The following is a 17,668-nucleotide window of genomic DNA, read 5'->3' on the forward strand; positions in this document are numbered from 1 at the left end:
AGTGGGCGAAATCATGGCGAATGTTAAAGCTATAAACAAAGTCATAGGACTAGGTATGCCCGTCAGAAGCTAACGGCTAGTCATATATGGTGTTATTGTTCTTCAAACTGATTTGATCAACAACGCCGTATAGACTCAGAAAATGCGGCTAGAAGCGTGTTATCTGGTGAAGCAAAAGTCATTCCTAAAAGCCATGCGGGGCCAGTTGAATCATTGCGAAGCTTGCTATTGACTCGTAATAGTGCGGTTAAAGCAAGAACCCAAGCCATGAATCAAATTCGAGCACTTCTTGTCTCGGGTCCTGATGAGCTAAAACAGTCCCTATATCTGCCAAAGCCAGAGGCTTGTGCAACGGCATGTTTAGCCCAATGCTCAAATAGCAGTGAGCCATTAATGATTTCGCTTGTACTGTTAGCACAACGATGGAACTTTCTAAACGAACAAGTAAAAATCCTTGATAAAGCGTTAAAAAAGTTAACTTTGAGTGCAGCTCAAGACCTTGTATCAAGATTTGGGGTTGGTGCAAATGTAGCAGCAACACTTCTTGTTGCTGCTGGAGATAATGCTAACCGATTGAGGAAGGAATCGTCGTTTGCTGCATTATGCGGTGTTAATCCAATTCCTGCGTCATCAGGGAAAACTACTCGTCATAGGTTAAATCGTGGAGGCTGCCGTAGTGCGAATAATGCTCTCTGGACGGTCGCTATGGTAAGAATGCGTGGCGATCCTAGAACGAAAGACTATGTTGCACGAAGAACGGCGGAAGGGTTATCAACCAAGGAAATAGCTCGTAACTTAAAACGTTATATAGCGAGAGAACTATTCCCTCTCATCCTAAAAGATCTAGCAAAGTTGGCTTGACATAGGAGCGTCAACGCTTGTGTTGAGAGCTTCTTCCATTCAATGAAAGTTGAAGCGATCCAATATGAGCCGATCATGACGCGAGACGAGATGCGCCAAGTGATCTTCGAATACATAGAGGTTGATTATAATCGGACGAGAAGGCACAGTGCTCTTGGGTATCTAAGCCCAGTTAACTTTGAACAACAAAATGTCGCTTAATTAAGTGTCCAGTCTGGCTGGAGCAGATCATTTCTTTTGTTTGGTAAAAATCCGCAACAAGCTTTATTTGCTTAATGATTAAGTCGTTATCAATAGGTTTGGTTCCTGTGGGTGAAAATCACAATGTTTGTAATTGGTAGACCGAACTTATGGTTATAAATCCTGCAACTCCCGCTGGTTAGGTAGAATACGCCCATTGAAAGTAGCGGATGGGTTTGATTGTGGGTTATCGAGTGGTACGGCTAACCGAACTGATGACATATGAGTTTGGGCAAGTCGAAGGTGATATCGAAAGACTGGATGAGAGAACGTTGGGTTCCGCGCTTCCTCAGGGGATGAGCTATTCCAATTTTATGGAGAAGCTGAAAAGTGGCGAGTTGGCCTTATTGACGGATTCACCCTCGAAGCCAGTGATGCTCCAAGACGGAATGAGCAAATCTTGGGAATTATCGACTGAAGGACAAGAGGCACTTTCGCCAGAAGCGAAGAATGCCTACCTTTCTAGAACAAGAATGTCTGGCGGTGCGGCTGGTGGTGGTGCGCCAAGTAGAGGTGGTGCAAGTGAGCCTAGTATTGACGAAACGTATGTTCCTGAGCCTGTGAAACCCGACCAAAGAGAAACGACACCCAAGATTAAATATGAGTATTGTTTTGAAATAGCGTGTTCAGATGAAACGTTTAAGCAAAATATTGGTTGTGCATTCGAGTTGGCAAAAACCAAACAAGAGCCTGTAGTGGGTCGCTGGGAAACTGAGCGAACCGATAACGGTACGAAATACACCGCCTATACCGCATTTGATGAGCCTAAAAAGCTGGTCGTGAAAGTGGCTTCTAGCTCTATGGGCATTGGCGTTCCAGAGAGCGTACAGGTCAAGCCGATAGGCTCTGGTGTCGTACGAGAAGCCTTTATTCCAGTCGTCCCTTCGGTGCAGCTTGGTGAGCGTTTGGGACTACCAACAGAAGGTTACTACTACCACTTCTACAATGGACGCTTAATTCAAGAGTACAAGCTGCTTGGAAATGGCAAGTGGGCATTCTACGCGACACGTTCAACCCACGAGAAGCTCAATGATGAGCAAGGCTACAACGTCTATCAAAGTGCCATTCTGGTTTACTGGAAGCTCGAAGGTAAAGACGTTGAAAACCAACATCTGATTTATCTTGAACAGCCAATTACCCGAGAAGAGCTAGACAACCTCAATGATGACTGGTTGGCTCAACATGGTATCAAGCTCGATATCAACGAATTGCTTGCTGCACCCAAACAATCTGTCGCTGAAAGGCAAAACATTCAACCAGCGGAAACGGAGAAAGCAGAGAGTAAACCAGAAACGCATACTGTTGGGACGGATTTTAAAACCAACCAACGGGAATCATGGGGAGCCATTGCAGAGCAATATGGCTTGTCGGCGAAACAGTTACTTGATTTGAATCCAAAGTACAATGCTGACCCGATGAAATTGAAGGTTGGTGACCAATTAGTAGTAAGTCACAAGACCGAGATTGAACAACAGACCGATTTAAAGTTTGGGAAGCCAAGTGTTGAAGTGAAGAAATACAATAAGCCCACAAACTCAATTTATGAGTATTCCAGTTCTTACATCAAAGGTTCCACAGTCAAGTCGGTGAATTCTGAAGATGTTGTTCATGATGATCTTGTTATTGCTAATTTAAGGGAATTTGAAGAGCAAATAGAGTTTCAGTTGGGCTTTTCGATTGTTGAGAAATCTAAGCCCCTTCGTGATTTTTGGGAGCAAGACCTCAGTGATGTGTCTTCAAAAACGAAAAGCTTGCTCCAAGAGCATAACCAACATTTGCATGATCCTCTGATTCCTGGAGAGATGGTAATCTTCCTAACTAAGGAGCCGTCTTCAGAAGAGGAAAAAGCCAAGCTAAAAGCATTAAAAGATAATTCAGGTATGGCGAGTGCCGAGCTGAGTAAGTTGAGTCCTGATCAAGTTGCGCTGCATCAAGCTTACTTTGAAGTGATAGAAAACAAGTTGGTGGAGTATTGGAACACGGGTAAGCCGTCAGACACATTCGCATACATGGGGGCTGTCGTTGGGACCATAGCTCCGGCAATGCAGAAGAATCTAGAAAATGTATCTTCATCACTTAAAAAGATGGATCGTCTATACCTTGATCTCTTATCTAAAAAAATTGATAGGGCAAGTTTTGTTCGGCAGAGACAAGGTTTGAAAAAAATTCTCGATAAGCAACTGGATAAACTTACGCAACGGACACTGAAAATACCAGTAGACCAAGGCTTAAAGGCGAGTCTAGGGATAAATTCTACTAAGTCACTCATTCACAATGCCGATGAGATATTAAAGGAAGGTTCTGTTCCTGAGTTAGGAGGGCGGGTGGCAAATACTGCTAAGTGGATAACTTATGCGGAGAAAGCAGGAAAACTATCGTTAGGCCTTGGAGTTGCAAGTGGCGTATACAATGTTACTCACAACTGTGAGTCGTTAGCATCATGTACTCGTCAAGCAGCAATTGAAACTGGAGGCGTTGCTGGTGGATGGGCTGGAGGGATGTTAGGTGCTGGTATCGCTGGTCTTTTGGTTGTTGGTCTATCTATAAGTGCTGCACCAGTCGTGATGTTGCTTTATGCAGGGGGAGCTCTGACTGGTGGGTTCATTGGCGCTGGTGCTGGCAAAGAGCTTTTTGAAGAAAAATATGACCTGTTGGGCTTTGATAGTTATCTTGATTCCGTAGAAAAAGAATTGGAAAAAGGTATCCCAGTAGAAGTGGAAACCTATATTAATTCAAATAGATATAGTAACTTTGATATGCCGAAAGTATTTTAAGAGTACAGTATGGAAGACTTTTTTACCCACATTCACAAGTTGGCTAGCCTATGGGTTTTTATCTGGGCATTGCCATTTATGTTTTATTCTTATCGCTACTGCTTCGGTGATAAGCGATATATTGACGAGCTGATAGCAAATTTATCTAAAGAACCAGAGCAGTTTAAGGAAAAGTGGTATCTGAATACTTCAGGCTTAGGAGCCGGAGGGTTGTTTGTGATGTATGCATTTTTCTATCCTTTAGTGCGTTATAGGGCTAAAAAGAGAACCATGAAATTTGATTTTTTTATGTGGGCTAACTTTGCTTTTTTGCTAAGTTTTCTCATTTGATCTTTTGTGAGGCTTAGCCAATTGTTGTCATATTTAGATACCCTAATTTCTAGCGCAGCAATGTTTTCTCTTGTGTGGATGTTTGTCTATTTTTATCATCTTGTCATCTATTCTTTGGGCGACAAAAAGTACATAAATCAATTAGTAGACAACTTAGCGAAAGAGCCCGAAAGCTTTAAGAGTAAAAACTACATTGCTATGAATAGTATGGGGGCTGGTGGTTTATTCTCATACTTTTGCCTAGTTTACCCTCTTGTAAGACATCGAAGAAGAGAGAAAAAGTGTTCTTCTGACGTTTTTATGTTTTTAAACTGGTTGTTTTTTATGACTGTGCTTTACCTCTTTATTTTTGTATAAAGGATTAATATCGCAATCATTTTGGGTAGAGTTAAGTCGCTTTTTAACAGATAACATATACCTTCAAACTGGTGTATTGAGACAAAAAAAGAATGGGGAGCGTAATTGCTCCCCATTGTCGTCGTTCACCTTCGCTGGTGGTATTACTTTTCTTTGATGGCTTCACAGCCTTCAGGAACGGTGATGGTTGATGCATCCTTACCTGCCTGTTGCGCCGCTTTCACCTCCATTTTGTATTGAGTGCATTTGCCCACACTGACGTTGACGGCTCCCGAATCTGCGGATGGGTTGCCGCCCAGTGTTCCACCAGCAAAGGCGGAAGAGGCAGAGAATACTAACGCTGTAGTGATAAGTAGAGATGACTTGTTCATAGTTTATCCTTACGAGTTGGTTGAGTGTGTTATTTGGGAATTGATAGTTAGAATGTGTAGACAAAGGTGCCAGCGCTGGAGGTGACTTCGATTTCTTTCACGCTGTCCACGGTGCAGTTGTTGCTGTATCCGGTGTAGGTTTGGCCGAACTTTAACGAAACGTTTCTTGATAGCTCTGAGGTCGTTCCTACGGGTAATCGGCAGTTGCCTCGGTTAATCACCACATTGCTAATTACGGTGTTGTCGGCAATAGCTTGCAGGTCAAAAACCAATGTTCCCCAATGTGAGTTGGTGGATATCGATATTTCAATATCGGCGGTGATGGTTTGTGCTTCTTCTTGCTCGCTGCAAGCAGTGAGCCCGATAAACAGGATGGTCATAGCGGTGTATTGGAGTAGGGTGTTGGTTAATGTCATAACGGTGCTCTCCTTATCGGTGAGTGAAATTCAGGACGCACTGATTCCATCGTGTTCACGCATGAACCGCTCAATATTGAAATCAGTCGGATAGGTAAAAGAAAACGTCGATACACTGGCCTCATCAATCAAAGGCAAGGCTAGGGTGCGTATCGTGTGTTGACCGGATAATCGAAAGAGCAGCAAGAGCGCGTCACACTGAACCGAGAGTCCCAGTGGCTCAATGAGCGCCTTCTCTTGCTGCAATACTTGGCTAGATATCTTGAGCATACGGTTGTGCAGTAATGCCGTGTGTACCGCATTTAATACTTGTCGTTGCTCGTTACTCCACTCGCGAATAGTGGGCAATGCCACATGGACTTTAGCTAGCCATGCTTGCTCTTTTGAATGAGCTGAACCCTTGAGGGACAAGGGTTTGTCTCTCTCCGAGGAGCGACCTTGCCCATAATTCAGTGCATCAGGAACCAGCGGAAGTAAGTACTTGTTGGTCAATTGCCAATGGAGCATATCCTGCTTGTTGAGCTTCAGTAATTGCTCTGAGGTTTTGCGATAAACATGGGGCATGCCCATCGAATCACACTCCACGTTAAACACGTCCACAATGATGTCATCGAGGTAGCGTTTAATGCTGCGAGTGGTGCGGTGGATATCGAGTAGGGCTAACTGCTGCTGCAACTCCCTAACGGTGATCCATCGATGTTGAGGAATAAGCATCAGCGTGTGCAGCAAAGCGGATAACCCTTCAATGCTGGTTTTATTGCTCATGACTACGCTCTCAATACATCAAAGCTCCACACCGGAGTCGGACATTTAATGTCGGGAGAATAGAGGTGGGTCAGACACATAATGTCCAACGGTGAAAACAGCATCAATCGGCATCACCAAAGCGTGAGCCGATTAACATTAACGAGGCTTATGCTTATCACTGAGCTCGGCAACGGCTACCAATAACCCAATCAACAGCACCACCAGAAACCCTAAACTGGATAGGGCTCCAATAGCACCGAAGAACGGGGAAAGTGAAAACAGCGTAATGAGGGCGGTGACAAGTTTGATGGTTTGTAGAAGAAGGGAAGTCATGAGTTATTGCGGGGTGACGACTATCTCGTTGTAGGAGTCCATATCGACATAGGCAAGAAAGTTATTCTCCCATAGCCGATACAGCTCTTTCGCATCACGGCTACCTTGCATTGGTAGCCATCCTCGATAAGCCACAAAGAACTGCCCAACCCGAAAATCAAAATCCAAATTGCGCTCTAACTCTGGATAGTAGTTTCCCATATAAGCAAAGTCGGTGATGTACTCAATGCTCCATTCTTCTGTTGAAGTTTGGCAAATCGCAATCTCAACCGGATGGAAGCCGCCTTCTTCCGCACTGTAACTCTTATCGCGAAAGTTAAACACCAGATAGCGGCTGGTGGTCAGTGCTTCATTACTCAGCAAATGAGCGGTGAACTGTTCACTTAGGAGCGTGTGCAGTTTCTTCGACACAGGTAGAGTGGATGCTGTGAAGTTTAATTTGGACATAGTGAGTCCTCCTTGTTTCAGGATTCAAATAAGAAATGAGACAGATAGAATTATTGGAATGTGCCGACCATCGTCAGTTGCACGTCATCAAAGACGTTTCTGGAAAGGTGACGAGCAAAGGCTTTCATCCATACCGAGAGCAGCTCTTGTACTTCTGGGTGGGATAAATCCGTGCTCCCCACATCGGGTTGATAGCACCAGCGATTAGCCAGGTGAAAGTACAACTCAGGCTCAACGGTTGTACTGTTGTCATCGGGATAAGAGAAGCTGGCAAAGAACACCACCAGCCAAGGGCTTGAGGCTGACTCTCGTTTAAGTTGTACCTCTATCGGATGCAAACCTTGTCTATGTCGGTAGTAACTCATCTGACGGCAGTTCAACACGAGCCGTTCAGCGTTCTCTGGGAGAGTGTACCGATTAAGAAGTGCTTCTAGTGACGTATGTAAAGCGTCATCAATGCACAGTTCTCCATAATGTTGCTCAATCATAGCCACCCCCTTTCAGCAAATGAGGTGCAGGTATCGCCTGTCACGATATGGTCGAGAACGCGAACATCCACCAGCGCGAGCGCGTCTTTGAGTCTTTCGGTTATGCGTCTATCGGCTTGAGACGGCGTTGAGTCACCGGATGGATGGTTATGGGCAAATATCACCGCTGCGGCATTCACTTCTAATACCGCTTTCACCACTTCACGTGGGTAGACGCTGGCCGCATCCACCGTTCCCTGAAACAGCTCTTTAAACTCAATCAATCGGTTTTGGTTATCCAGTAGCAATAAGGCAAACACTTCACGCTCATAGCGACCTAGCTTACAGCGCACATACTCTTTGGTGGTATCAGGATTGGTTAGGGCATCACCACGCACGTAGCGTGTTGCTAGTATCTCAGCCGCATGCTCTAGGATTTCATTTTCCTGATAGCGTTGCTGCTTTTGGTAATCGGAAGTTTTGGGATTCATTTCAAGCTCCTGTCGGAATCAATAGTGGTTATTCATATTGATGACATATGCCTGAAGATTTTTGTATTGAGCCTTGTCGCGCCAAGGCTTAACACCTCACTGTCTTTTTTACGTTAGCGCTTTATCCCATGAGGACCACAGATATAGGAGGACATCCCATGAGATTTCTAAAGCTAAAAGAAGTAATGGAAAAGACAGCACTGAGCCGTTCAGCGATTTACCGCAAAATGAATGATGGGGAATTTCCAGAGTCGGTGAGCTTGGGAGAAAGGGCGATTGCCTGGGTGGAAAGCGAAGTGGATGAGTGGATGGAAGCGCGTTTGCAAACCAGAGTGGTTGCCATGTAACCAACTAATCAGAGGCAGTGCACAATGCACTGCCCAGATCATTGTTCATTCCCCAATTTTCCCATATTCTCTCACCATCAAACTTATCAACAAAATCGATTAGAGCTAACACGCTGAAATGAATGATCAAATTTTAACCTTGAAAGAGGTGGCAGCGTATTTAAAGCTTGCTGAAAAAACGGCATACCGGCTTGCCAGTGAAGGCAAGTTACCTGGCTTTAAAGTGGGTGGCTCTTGGCGTTTCAAACGAGAAGATCTCGAAGCCTGGATAGAGAAGCAAAAAGGTGTGGCTGAATAGCCTTTTGGCAAGCATCACCTTCTATCTTTAACCCATTATCGAATTCAACGGTTCCGCACTGGCTGAACACAATCATTGAGAAAACTATGCAAAAACTGACGCTTAATAAACTGTCCAGCAAGCTATTCAAAGCTTGTGACATCCTGCGGGGAAAAATGGATGCTTCTGAGTACAAGGAATACATTTTCGGTATCCTGTTCCTTAAACGCATGTCAGACCAATTCCACAAAGACTATCAAGCGAAAATCAGCGAGCTAAAGAAAGAGGGGCATGACGATGATGAAATCGAACTTCTGCTAGAAGACGAAGAGCAGTTTGATTTCTTCGTGCCTGAAAAAGCGCGATGGGAAAACCTCAAGCACTTGAAAACTAACGTCGGCTCTGGGCTTAACAAAGCGCTGGAAGCATTGGAAGAGAGCAATACCAAGAAAGGCTTGGAAGGCGTACTCAAGCACATTAACTTCAACCGTAAGGTGGGTAAAAAGCCTATCCCTGATGAGCGCCTGGTTGAGTTTATTCAGCACTTTGACAGCATCCCTCTCTCAAATGACGATTTTGAATTTCCCGATCTATTGGGCGCAGCCTACGAATACTTGATCAAATACTTTGCTGACAGTGCAGGCAAAAAAGGTGGTGAGTTCTACATAATGCCATCTACATATTCACAGTCAAAATGCCACCTTCCTTTGGTAGCATAAACTGTTACTACGATTTACCTTTCTCAATTTCTTTCTGAATCTCTGCAACATAAGAGTTCAGCACTTCTAAAACATCAGATAAAAATCCTTTCTCGATAAGAACATGTTGACCATCTTGATGTACTTTTATTGAAGTATCGTCGATAAGAGTCCTAATCGCTGGTATCTCTTGCCCATCATTTGTTGTGACCTTTGCATCATTATGAGCGCAGCTATTTCTTAACTTAATGAGCTTTTTAATCATTGGAAATGCTTGAGAGTTTTTTAAACCAATCAATTTTGTCATAAAGAGGTGGATGCGCTCTAAACCACTACCTTTCAAGTCGTTTAGTTTCACAGGTGTGTTATGTTCTTTGGAATAAAAAGAACAAAACTTTTCTAGTTCATGCTCATAAGTTGCAATTAGTGTCAGCAAAGCAGAGCGTCTCTGAAGACTTGGGAAATAATTTTCTGCTACATCATCCAAGATGACATCATCAATGTGCTCATAAAGTCCCTGATAATGATATGCGTATTGATAAATCCCTTCTTTAGGACAAATCTCTATTTTATCGACGGATGGACCTGTCTCCTTATAGGCTGCAATGCTGGCATCAATAGCTTCTTCAGTATGATTAATAAATGCACACATTAGGTTGTAAGTAAAACCAAAGGTATACAAAGGTTCTGGTATTGTTGGGAATACTAACTTGTCGAACAAACTCATTTAATCAATCCTTATTCATTCAAATACAATTCCGCCATACCATCTAGCTTACTTTTCACTTCTTTCCAGTTCGGCATCACGCTGGTTAATAAGCGCCAAAAACGCTCGCTGTGGTTGTATTCTGCGATGTGGCAAAGCTCATGTAAGATCACGTAATCAATGCACTCTTTAGGGGCTTTGATCAGGTGAGGGTTGAGCATCAACGTGCCTTTGGCTGAACAACTTCCCCATTGTTTTTGCATCGGCATGATGCGAAATGAGGGGATGCCATCTACCCATGTTGCTTGTGGTAAAAGCTCAGCTAAACGTTCATGGAACACGCGCTCTGCACGAACGCCATACCAACCAGATACCAGTGCTTTAACGAGCTTTGGCTTATCTTCGTTAAAGCGGTTGAGTGTGACTAACAGCTTGCCTCGTTCCATCTTCACATTCGAAATAGCATCTCTGTCTTCAACCACCTTTAACACATAGCGGCGGCCTAAATAGAATTGCATCTCACCACTCACGTAGTGTTTGGTTTGCACATATTCTAAATGAGATCGGAATTCGACCAGTGCATTCCAAATCCATTGAGCGCGTTGCATGACCGCCTCATGGATTGCTGATTTTTCAGCATCTTGAGGCGCAGTGACAGCCACTCGACAATCTGGGTGAACTCGAATGGTGATTTTCTTTTTCTTGCCTTCAGCAAATACCTTGCGGATCACCTCATAGGTAACAGCTTCATCACCATAGATGAAGCTGTATTCCTCGGTATTGCCTTCTTTATGGTTAACCGAAGTCATGCTTAGTGACCTGACTTATTGTTACCAGACAGGCCAAGACGGGTGATCTGAATGACATCTGTGATAATGGCTTGCGCTTTGTCGATACCAACATCATTAAACAGCAGTGGCAGCAGTCCTAAACGGATTTGGTTTTCAATCTCTGATGGGTTAATTGAAAACTCGGCAACCGCTTTACGCACAATGCCATCAATGTCTAAGGCATACTTAAAGCATTGATCTTCCGTTAGCGGTGATGGTTCACCTAGCACTTTTAGGAACAGACCATAGTAGGCTTGAACATGGCGTTTGATTTTAGGGTCAAGCTCTACAAAGCGATCCGTTGGTAATCCTGCCACATCGCGGTCTCTGACCTGCTGCTCGAAATCCGCAAATAGAAGATACTGTTTAACGGGGCTATCAAACATCTCCTTGGTTTTCTCGATGGCTTGCTTTAACAAGTTTGAGAAATACTCTTGCGCATACGGATCATCCGCCAAATCTTGCTCAATCATCTTGGTTACACGGCCTGTGATGACATCCTTTTTGTTTTTGGCTTCATCATCGGTCATTTGCTCTGGTTTGGCATCTTTACCCATGTTGCCAACCAGATAAGCGCCTTCTGGCTCTTCAATCGACACACCTGCTATGTGCTTGTCTAACATGGCGCGAATATTTTCTAAATACTCGTCGTAGTCCACGGTTTCTTCTGCATCTGCGCGTACTTGTTGGCGCAGTTGACTCATGGACTTCAGCGTACTCTTATATAGTTCTCTCTTATTGTCGAAGCTTTTATCTTCAAAGTACGTCGCTGATTGCAATGCGACTTTTAAGCAGTTAGCAAACGCGGTTAGCGCCGCATAAAAATCATTACGCAGCTTTAAGTTGGTATCCGTCAGTTGACCATCAATGGTATCAATCTTAGGTGCCAAAGCCTGACGAAGTGCTTGTCCATCTTGCTTGTTCTTCACACTAGAAAAAATTGCCCAAAGGTCATCATACAAACCTGGCAACTTTTTGTACTCGGTATCCATGCGGTTGTAGAGACCTTTCAAGTCATCGATATCAAAGCCGCCTTGGGTGCGTTCAGCCAAGTCTTGGTACTTTTCAATGGTGATATCCAGCTCTTTGAGGATGCCACGGTAATCAATCAAATAACCGAACTGCTTTTTGCTGTGCAGGCGGTTAACCCGCGCAATAGCTTGAATAAGGTTATGCTGCTTTAACGGTTTGTCGATATAGAGCACCGTGTTTTTAGGCTCATCAAAGCCCGTTAGCAGCTTATCGACCACGATCATAATGTCGGGACCCTCATCCTTTTCAAATTCTTGGATGATGTGCTTGGTGTAGGCTTTTTCATCGCTCCAACCTTTCTGTGCGACGTTCTCTTTCCACCAATTTTGCACCAGATCGGTACTTTCATTATCGACGTTATCGTGTCCCTCACGGGTATCGGGTGGCGACATCGCAACAACGGACGTGACTTTACCGATTTGATCTAACAGCTTCTTATAGCGGATCGCAGAGGCTTTAGAATCACACGCCAGTTGACCTTTCAAACCTTGCTGCTTGAAGTTTTGGAAGTGATCAGAAATGTCGTGCGCAATTAACTCTAATCGTCCTTCGGTTTGGTAGATCTGACCTTTTTGCGCGAACTTGCGTTTTAAATCAGTGCGTTGTTTTTCCGATAGGGCATCGGTGATACGGTCAAACCACGCATCAATCGCTTTGTCGTTGGTGCTCAGGTCAGGCTTGCGTTCTTCATACAACAACGGCGTAACAGTGCCATCTTCAACGGCTTGCTGCATGGTGTAAGAGTGAATGATCTTACCGAACTTGTTCTCAGTTTTATCATCTTGCAGCAGAGGTGTACCAGTGAAACCGATATAAGCGGCTTTCGGCAAGGCTTGCTGCATTCGGATGTTGTTCTCACCGTTTTGGCTACGGTGCCCCTCATCCACTAATACTATAATGTCTGGGCTATCGTTGTAGCATTCAGGTAGGTTAATCGCTGTACCAAACTTGTTGATGATCGAGAAGATGATACGTTCATTGCCTTTGCCAATTTGCTCAGCAAGGCGTTTACCTGTAGTTGCCATTGCCTCTTTTTTGTCTTTATCTGACAGTGCGCCGCCAGAGGCAAAGGTGCGAGCAAGCTGATCTTCTAAATCCACACGGTCAGTCACAACCACAACGCGACACTTCGCTAACTCTTTTAGCCAAATCAGTGCTTTTGACAAAAACACCATAGTGAATGATTTGCCTGAACCTGTGGTATGCCAGATCACACCGCCGTTACGTGCGCCTTTGTCATCAAAAGAGGTGATGCGATCCACTAAAGCTTTAATGCCAAATACTTGCTGATAACGAGCTACAATCTTGCCTGCTTTTTTATCAAACAGGGTAAATAAACGAGTTAGCTCTAGTAAGCGGTCATGGCGCAGCAGGGATACTAATAAGCGATCTTGGTCTGTCACTACCAAATCACCGCCTGCAATCAGTGATAGATATTCATCTTTGATTGCTGGCGTGCGATGGCTGAAAAATGCATTCAATTGCACGTCATTCAGTGAGGTGTTCTTAAGGCGTTCAAAGGTATTTTCAGTAATTTCTTCTTCTTTCCATTTCGCCCAGAACTTTTCAGGTGTGCCGCACGTACCGTATAAGCCATCATGTCCATTGATGGATAACAACAGTTGGCTGTAAGCAAACAGATGAGGAATTTCATCCACTTTTTGGTTGCGAATGTTTTGCGAGATACCTTCGGTGATGGTGGGTTTGCCATTGATACTGCTATCAGGACGTTTAGCTTCTATCACGACCCACGGCAAGCCATTAACGAAACAGACCACATCAGGAATGCGTTTACCTGTGCCACGAGCATTATCAACTTCCATCTCTTCAGTGAAATGGAACTGGTTGTTTTCTGGCGTATCCCAATCAATAATTTGAATGGTTGGGTTGGCTTTTTTGCCATCAACAAACTCGGTGACGCCAATACCGTAGGTTAACGCGTTATAGAGCTTTTCATTGGCTGCTTTTAGTCCTTCATTCATCGCAGGGTTAGCCAGTTCTTGCACGATTTTATCAATCGCAGCTTCTGATAAATGGCGCTCTTTACCCATGAAGGAATAGGTTTTGAAGCTTAAAACCTTGCGTAACACCAGCGGCAAAATGACCGTGGTTTTGTTGCCACGCATTGCCATGCATTCACTTGGTGGAATGAATTGGTAGCCAAGGTTAGTAAGCAAAGTTAGTGCAGGGATTTTTGCACTTTGTTCTTCTTTGAAATTGGGCGTGTGGTGCTTAGGTTCACTAGGAGATAATGGTTCCATACTTAGCCTACGACATTGTTCTTATTGTTTATCAGGGCTTGCTAAACAAGCCCTGTATTGGTTGTCAAAAGATGCGCCAATTAAGCGGCTTCAGTTTCCGCAACTTGTTCCCTTAAAGCTTAGGGTTTGTCGCTAGGCGGCAAGCTTATCTAGCCCCATGAACATAGTTGTCCTATTTGATTGGGGTAGAAAAGCGTAGCCAACAACGCGACAGGCACTAAGATGACAGGGATACGCGACGCTTGCCTGTTAATAACTGTTGCATCAACGCTTTTTTCTCTTGCTTGAAGTGAGCAAGCTTAGCTTCTAACAACTCGATTTCTTTATCGGCGGCGGTTAGAACTGAGGCGATTCTTTGTTGCTCATTTTTTAGAGGAGCACTTAATGGAATTTTCTCAAAACTACTTTTGTTCAAAATAGGTACAGCAGTAGTACCTGCCCAAGCCAATAACTTATGCTTGTTAAATTCAATCTGGTAATAAAAGAATTCATTGGAATGATTGTTATTTATAACAACTGCGTTAATTTGTTGATTGGTTGTTATGTTTTCATAGGCAATTGCATTTTTACCAATGGAAGCAATACATGTAACTAAAACACTACCTTTAGGTACAATTCTGGCTTTAGATGCACCTAATTTTGTTAGTTTTACCTTTGTATTGCCAACATATTTACTTTTGAAATCTTCAGCAGTTGCCCAGCTTATGTCCGAGCCATAGTTACTATCATCATTTTTTGGCGGGGTATTACCCGTTACAACTTTACCGAATTCTCCAACCTTAACCTCTTCCCATTCCCCCTCAAACGTTTTACCCGTTTCAGGATCAATCAAGCGCTTTTTACCCGTCAACAACTGCTGCATTAAGGCTTTTTTCTGCTGCTTGCTGACATCAATCAACTTTTCAGTGGTTGTAATTGCTTTATCCCATGTAGAAAGGATTTGGGCGATTTTGTGTTGCTCTGGGAGTGGAGGGACAAGTATTGGTTGATTATCAATGTCTTTCTTTTGAACATGTAAAAGAGTGGCTTTAAAACCATGTGCTTGAGCTTCAATCTTATTGGTAACCCATCTCAATGATTCATAGAGCCAATCTTGATCGACTTGATCTTGTGCATAAACCTTATAGATATGTTGGTTCAACACACCACGTTCTTTTTTCCAGATGAATGGCCCGAAAGATACCCCTTTAGTGCCAGCCCATGAAAACAACAATTGTCCTGTTTCTACTAACCACTTTTCGTTTACTTCGCCAGAGTAATAATTGAAGTTTTCGCTACCATTCAAATTTTGGATACGAATGATTGGTAGGCCTTTCGTATCCCACTGATGCGGCTTAAAGCTATTTCCATTTTGAAGAGTACAAATGTCAGAAATCTGTTGCTTTCTCCAATCATTAGGCACCATAACCTAACTCCTCTAGGTAGCCCGCCATTTCCGCTTCTAGGTCAGCTAGTTCAGTTTGCAGCGCCAAACGCTCACTACGTACTGCCATCAAATCGATTTCCGCTTCTTCTTCAAAGGTATCGACATAACGAGGAATATTCAGGTTGTAGTCGTTCTCGCGGATCTCATCGAGGCTTGCTACATAGGCGTACTTATCCACGTTATCGCCGCTGCGGTAGGTCTTGACGATCTTGTCGATGTTTTCTGCTGTAAGAACGTTCTGGTTTTTGCCAGATTTGAACTCACGCGAAGCATCAATGAACATCACATCGTTGGTGTCTTTCTTCTTCTTGAAGATCAAGATTGCCGCTGGAATGCCCGTACCGAAGAACAGTTTTTCAGGTAAGCCGATCACCGCATCTAGCAAGTTTTCTTCAATCAACTTTTGTCGGATTTTACCCTCAGAAGATGCGCGAAATAGCACCCCATGAGGCACAACCACGCCCATGCGACCTGTCTCTGGTTTCAAAGTCTCGATCATGTGCGAGATGAACGCGTAATCACCTTTGGTTTTTGGTGGCACACCACGGCGGAAACGACCAAAGTGATCGCTTTCTGCGTCTTCATGTCCCCATTTATCTAACGAGAACGGCGGGTTTGCGGTGACTACATCAAAGTGCAGCAAGCCACCGTTAGCATCTTGTAGCTTAGGGTTACGAATGGTGTCGCCCCATTCAATGCGGTGGTTGTCTTCGCCATGCAGGAACATGTTCATTTTTGCCAGTGACCATGTTGAGCCAATCGCTTCTTGACCAAACAGGGCATACTGCTTAGAGCCGCCAAAGTTCTTTTGAACTTGCTTACCACACTTCATCAATAGCGAGCCTGAACCACACGCTGGGTCACAAATGCTGTCGCCTTGTTGTGGCTCTAAGATGATAGAGAGCAGATCCGATACCTCTGGCGGGGTATAGAATTCACCTGCCGATTTTCCGCTACCTGCGGCAAAGTGTTTGATCAGATATTCGTAGGCGTTGCCAATCACATCCAGCGAACCAACACGGCTTGGACGTAAGTTTAGAGTTGGCTTACCAAAGTCTTCTAACAGATGGCGTAGAATGTCGTTTTTTTGCTTTTCATCACCCAGTTTATCTGTGTTAAAGCTGATGTCTTGGAACACGCCTTTTAGTTTGGTGCCGTTGGCTTCTTCAATCGCGTGCAGTGCTTGGTCAATACGAGTACCGTTACCTGCGGTATTACGTGCATCATACAAATCCCAGAATGTTGAACCTGCTGGAATTTTGAATGATTGGCTGGCAAGCATAGCTTCAACCATCTCTTTGTTGTCACCGAACTGTTTAGTAAGTTCTTCCACTTTGTCTTGGCGTACATCTGAGATGTATTTTAAGAACAGCATGGTCAAGATGAAGTCTTTGTAGATAGATGGATCTACGGTGCCACGGAACGTATCGCACGCTGACCATACGGCTTTGTTGATATCGTCTTGGTTGATTGGAGAGTTTGGCATGTGTATCTCTTTATTATTTAATTAATTAATTTTTAATGCTTTTATTATTTAAGCAGGTCAGTAGCAATAGCATTGAGTTGCTGCTGACGGTTGTTTATAAGCTTATGAAGTAAGGCATTTTCTTTGATGCTGGCTTCATAGAGCTTGGCAATGGTGTTCTGTTTACAAAGCGTTGGCAGCGCGATAGGCGTTGCCGCAAGTACAGGCTTACGGATGCTTATTTGGAAGCTGCCTTCAGCACTTCGTTTAAAGTACGTTTGAGCAGGTAGCTGGTTAAGTTGCCAAGTGAGGAACTGAGGGTTCACTTTCTCTTTCCACTCAGATTTCACTCTGAGCAAAAACAGACTTGGCGCACAGGTAGTCCTCTCTAGTGCTTCATGCACATAACACGCAATGTGCTTGCTGCCTTTTGCACTAAACAAGATATCACCTTGCTGTAACCAATCCGCATCACGCTTACCTGTTAGGTCAGTTACGATCAAATCATTGGTTTGTAGCTCACCTAACGGTGAAATATCTTTCGCCTGAACCGCTCTAACGCTTCCACTTGGGATATCTCTTATTGCCCCTCGAAATGGGTAGCCAGCTTGTATTGTGACGCATTCTGCAAGTGTGATTGTTACTGTTCGCTCTTGTTCAGAAGATGCTGACTGGTCATTGCTTACAACCATTGGGTTGTGCCTCATTTGTCATTTCTTCCTCACATTGTCGCACCATGCTTTTTCTATGCAACGCATTTTTACAGTAATTATATGATGCAAATAAAACTTT

Annotated in this window: 19 protein-coding genes and 1 pseudogene; 7 read left to right on the forward strand and 13 right to left on the reverse strand. The window is 43.9% G+C overall.

The genetic code is table 11. The features are described 5' to 3' along the window. The first annotated feature begins 156 nt into the window (after window positions 1-156). The 4 genes and pseudogenes from AACW06_RS10790 to AACW06_RS10805 all read left to right on the forward strand — a co-directional run bounded on the left by AACW06_RS10790 (window position 157) and on the right by AACW06_RS10805 (window position 4,205). Complete coding sequence (locus tag AACW06_RS10790; RefSeq protein WP_192075055.1) at window positions 157-861, forward strand: transposase; 705 nt, start codon at window positions 157-159, stop codon at window positions 859-861. Between the two features lie 12 nt (window positions 862-873). Further along, window positions 874-1,062, forward strand: a pseudogene (locus AACW06_RS10795) (IS3 family transposase); the annotation flags it as partial. A gap of 209 nt (window positions 1,063-1,271) precedes the next feature. Further along, a complete protein-coding gene (locus tag AACW06_RS10800) occupies window positions 1,272-3,875 on the forward strand; it encodes a LysM peptidoglycan-binding domain-containing protein (protein WP_192075056.1) in 2,604 nt (867 codons plus the stop codon). A gap of 9 nt (window positions 3,876-3,884) precedes the next feature. Then, window positions 3,885-4,205 (forward strand): hypothetical protein, encoded by a 321-nt coding sequence (locus AACW06_RS10805; protein WP_013857456.1) that lies wholly within the window; start codon window positions 3,885-3,887, stop codon window positions 4,203-4,205. A 500-nt stretch (window positions 4,206-4,705) separates the two neighbouring features. Here AACW06_RS10805 and AACW06_RS10810 read toward each other — a convergent pair whose 3' ends face one another. From AACW06_RS10810 to radC, 7 genes are all read right to left on the reverse strand, one after another. Then, window positions 4,706-4,933: a hypothetical protein gene (locus tag AACW06_RS10810; RefSeq protein WP_192075057.1), complete on the reverse strand. Its 228-nt coding sequence runs from the start codon at window positions 4,931-4,933 to the stop codon at window positions 4,706-4,708. A 47-nt stretch (window positions 4,934-4,980) separates the two neighbouring features. After that, the gene (locus tag AACW06_RS10815; RefSeq protein ID WP_192075058.1) at window positions 4,981-5,349 is read right to left on the reverse strand and encodes a hypothetical protein; all 369 of its coding nucleotides are present in this window, start codon (window positions 5,347-5,349) and stop codon (window positions 4,981-4,983) included. A 30-nt stretch (window positions 5,350-5,379) separates the two neighbouring features. Next, on the reverse strand, window positions 5,380-6,114 hold the full coding sequence (locus tag AACW06_RS10820; protein ID WP_192075059.1) for a WYL domain-containing protein: 735 nt from the start codon (window positions 6,112-6,114) through the stop codon (window positions 5,380-5,382). 138 nt (window positions 6,115-6,252) lie between these two features. Continuing rightward, entirely contained in the window at window positions 6,253-6,429 is a 177-nt protein-coding gene (locus tag AACW06_RS10825) for a hypothetical protein (protein WP_192075060.1), read from the reverse strand. Window positions 6,430-6,432: 3 nt separating this feature from the next. Then, window positions 6,433-6,876 carry a DUF2787 domain-containing protein gene (locus AACW06_RS10830; protein ID WP_192075061.1) on the reverse strand — a complete coding sequence of 148 codons (444 nt, stop codon included), beginning with the start codon at window positions 6,874-6,876 and terminating at the stop codon, window positions 6,433-6,435. A gap of 50 nt (window positions 6,877-6,926) precedes the next feature. Beyond that, window positions 6,927-7,364, reverse strand: a complete 438-nt coding sequence (locus AACW06_RS10835) for a DUF2787 domain-containing protein (protein WP_192075062.1) — start codon at window positions 7,362-7,364, stop codon at window positions 6,927-6,929. After that, window positions 7,361-7,834, reverse strand: a complete 474-nt coding sequence (gene radC, locus AACW06_RS10840) for a RadC family protein (protein ID WP_192075063.1) — start codon at window positions 7,832-7,834, stop codon at window positions 7,361-7,363. Before radC ends, AACW06_RS10835 begins: the two co-directional genes overlap by 4 nt. 158 nt (window positions 7,835-7,992) lie before the next feature. Here radC and AACW06_RS10845 point away from each other — a divergent pair, with 158 nt between their 5' ends. The 3 genes from AACW06_RS10845 (at window position 7,993) to AACW06_RS10855 (ending at window position 9,177) form a co-directional block, all read left to right on the forward strand. Then, a complete protein-coding gene (locus tag AACW06_RS10845; RefSeq protein ID WP_053541675.1) occupies window positions 7,993-8,181 on the forward strand; it encodes an AlpA family transcriptional regulator in 189 nt (62 codons plus the stop codon). A gap of 118 nt (window positions 8,182-8,299) precedes the next feature. After that, window positions 8,300-8,479 carry a methylation-associated defense system helix-turn-helix domain-containing protein MAD1 gene (mads1, locus tag AACW06_RS10850; protein WP_007464736.1) on the forward strand — a complete coding sequence of 60 codons (180 nt, stop codon included), beginning with the start codon at window positions 8,300-8,302 and terminating at the stop codon, window positions 8,477-8,479. A gap of 86 nt (window positions 8,480-8,565) precedes the next feature. Then, on the forward strand, window positions 8,566-9,177 hold the full coding sequence (locus AACW06_RS10855; protein WP_238336677.1) for a type I restriction-modification system subunit M N-terminal domain-containing protein: 612 nt from the start codon (window positions 8,566-8,568) through the stop codon (window positions 9,175-9,177). A 7-nt stretch (window positions 9,178-9,184) separates the two neighbouring features. Here AACW06_RS10855 and AACW06_RS10860 read toward each other — a convergent pair whose 3' ends face one another. The 6 genes from AACW06_RS10860 to AACW06_RS10885 all read right to left on the reverse strand — a co-directional run bounded on the left by AACW06_RS10860 (window position 9,185) and on the right by AACW06_RS10885 (window position 17,583). Continuing rightward, complete coding sequence (locus tag AACW06_RS10860) at window positions 9,185-9,883, reverse strand: hypothetical protein (RefSeq protein WP_192075064.1); 699 nt, start codon at window positions 9,881-9,883, stop codon at window positions 9,185-9,187. 11 nt (window positions 9,884-9,894) lie between these two features. After that, window positions 9,895-10,671, reverse strand: a complete 777-nt coding sequence (locus AACW06_RS10865; protein ID WP_192075065.1) for a M48 family metallopeptidase — start codon at window positions 10,669-10,671, stop codon at window positions 9,895-9,897. Between the two features lie 2 nt (window positions 10,672-10,673). Further along, window positions 10,674-13,985 carry a type I restriction endonuclease subunit R gene (locus AACW06_RS10870; RefSeq protein WP_192075066.1) on the reverse strand — a complete coding sequence of 1,104 codons (3,312 nt, stop codon included), beginning with the start codon at window positions 13,983-13,985 and terminating at the stop codon, window positions 10,674-10,676. Between the two features lie 217 nt (window positions 13,986-14,202). Further along, on the reverse strand, window positions 14,203-15,390 hold the full coding sequence (locus AACW06_RS10875) for a restriction endonuclease subunit S (RefSeq protein ID WP_192075067.1): 1,188 nt from the start codon (window positions 15,388-15,390) through the stop codon (window positions 14,203-14,205). Continuing rightward, complete coding sequence (locus AACW06_RS10880) at window positions 15,380-16,897, reverse strand: type I restriction-modification system subunit M (protein WP_192075068.1); 1,518 nt, start codon at window positions 16,895-16,897, stop codon at window positions 15,380-15,382. Before AACW06_RS10880 ends, AACW06_RS10875 begins: the two co-directional genes overlap by 11 nt. Before the next feature lie 44 nt (window positions 16,898-16,941). Further along, complete coding sequence (locus tag AACW06_RS10885; protein WP_238336678.1) at window positions 16,942-17,583, reverse strand: restriction endonuclease subunit S; 642 nt, start codon at window positions 17,581-17,583, stop codon at window positions 16,942-16,944. Between the last annotated feature and the right edge of the window lie 85 nt (window positions 17,584-17,668).

The organism is Vibrio sp. S12_S33, from assembly GCF_963889785.1.
GTDB lineage: Bacteria > Pseudomonadota > Gammaproteobacteria > Enterobacterales > Vibrionaceae > Vibrio > Vibrio aestuarianus.

Bases quoted from the DNA above. Each gene is read 5' to 3' on its own strand.
- AACW06_RS10825 (WP_192075060.1), bottom strand. From the start codon at position 6,429: ATGACTTCCCTTCTTCTACAAACCATCAAACTTGTCACCGCCCTCATT.
- radC (WP_192075063.1), bottom strand. From the start codon at position 7,834: ATGAATCCCAAAACTTCCGATTACCAAAAGCAGCAACGCTATCAGGAA.
- AACW06_RS10830 (WP_192075061.1), bottom strand. From the start codon at position 6,876: ATGTCCAAATTAAACTTCACAGCATCCACTCTACCTGTGTCGAAGAAA.
- AACW06_RS10820 (WP_192075059.1), bottom strand. From the start codon at position 6,114: ATGAGCAATAAAACCAGCATTGAAGGGTTATCCGCTTTGCTGCACACG.
- AACW06_RS10815 (WP_192075058.1), bottom strand. From the start codon at position 5,349: ATGACATTAACCAACACCCTACTCCAATACACCGCTATGACCATCCTG.
- AACW06_RS10800 (WP_192075056.1), top strand. From the start codon at position 1,272: ATGGGTTTGATTGTGGGTTATCGAGTGGTACGGCTAACCGAACTGATG.
- AACW06_RS10835 (WP_192075062.1), bottom strand. From the start codon at position 7,364: ATGATTGAGCAACATTATGGAGAACTGTGCATTGATGACGCTTTACAT.
- AACW06_RS10860 (WP_192075064.1), bottom strand. From the start codon at position 9,883: ATGAGTTTGTTCGACAAGTTAGTATTCCCAACAATACCAGAACCTTTG.
- AACW06_RS10805 (WP_013857456.1), top strand. From the start codon at position 3,885: ATGGAAGACTTTTTTACCCACATTCACAAGTTGGCTAGCCTATGGGTT.
- AACW06_RS10855 (WP_238336677.1), top strand. From the start codon at position 8,566: ATGCAAAAACTGACGCTTAATAAACTGTCCAGCAAGCTATTCAAAGCT.
- AACW06_RS10845 (WP_053541675.1), top strand. From the start codon at position 7,993: ATGAGATTTCTAAAGCTAAAAGAAGTAATGGAAAAGACAGCACTGAGC.
- AACW06_RS10810 (WP_192075057.1), bottom strand. From the start codon at position 4,933: ATGAACAAGTCATCTCTACTTATCACTACAGCGTTAGTATTCTCTGCC.
- AACW06_RS10880 (WP_192075068.1), bottom strand. From the start codon at position 16,897: ATGCCAAACTCTCCAATCAACCAAGACGATATCAACAAAGCCGTATGG.
- AACW06_RS10865 (WP_192075065.1), bottom strand. From the start codon at position 10,671: ATGACTTCGGTTAACCATAAAGAAGGCAATACCGAGGAATACAGCTTC.
- AACW06_RS10875 (WP_192075067.1), bottom strand. From the start codon at position 15,390: ATGGTGCCTAATGATTGGAGAAAGCAACAGATTTCTGACATTTGTACT.
- mads1 (WP_007464736.1), top strand. From the start codon at position 8,300: ATGAATGATCAAATTTTAACCTTGAAAGAGGTGGCAGCGTATTTAAAG.
- AACW06_RS10870 (WP_192075066.1), bottom strand. From the start codon at position 13,985: ATGGAACCATTATCTCCTAGTGAACCTAAGCACCACACGCCCAATTTC.
- AACW06_RS10885 (WP_238336678.1), bottom strand. From the start codon at position 17,583: ATGAGGCACAACCCAATGGTTGTAAGCAATGACCAGTCAGCATCTTCT.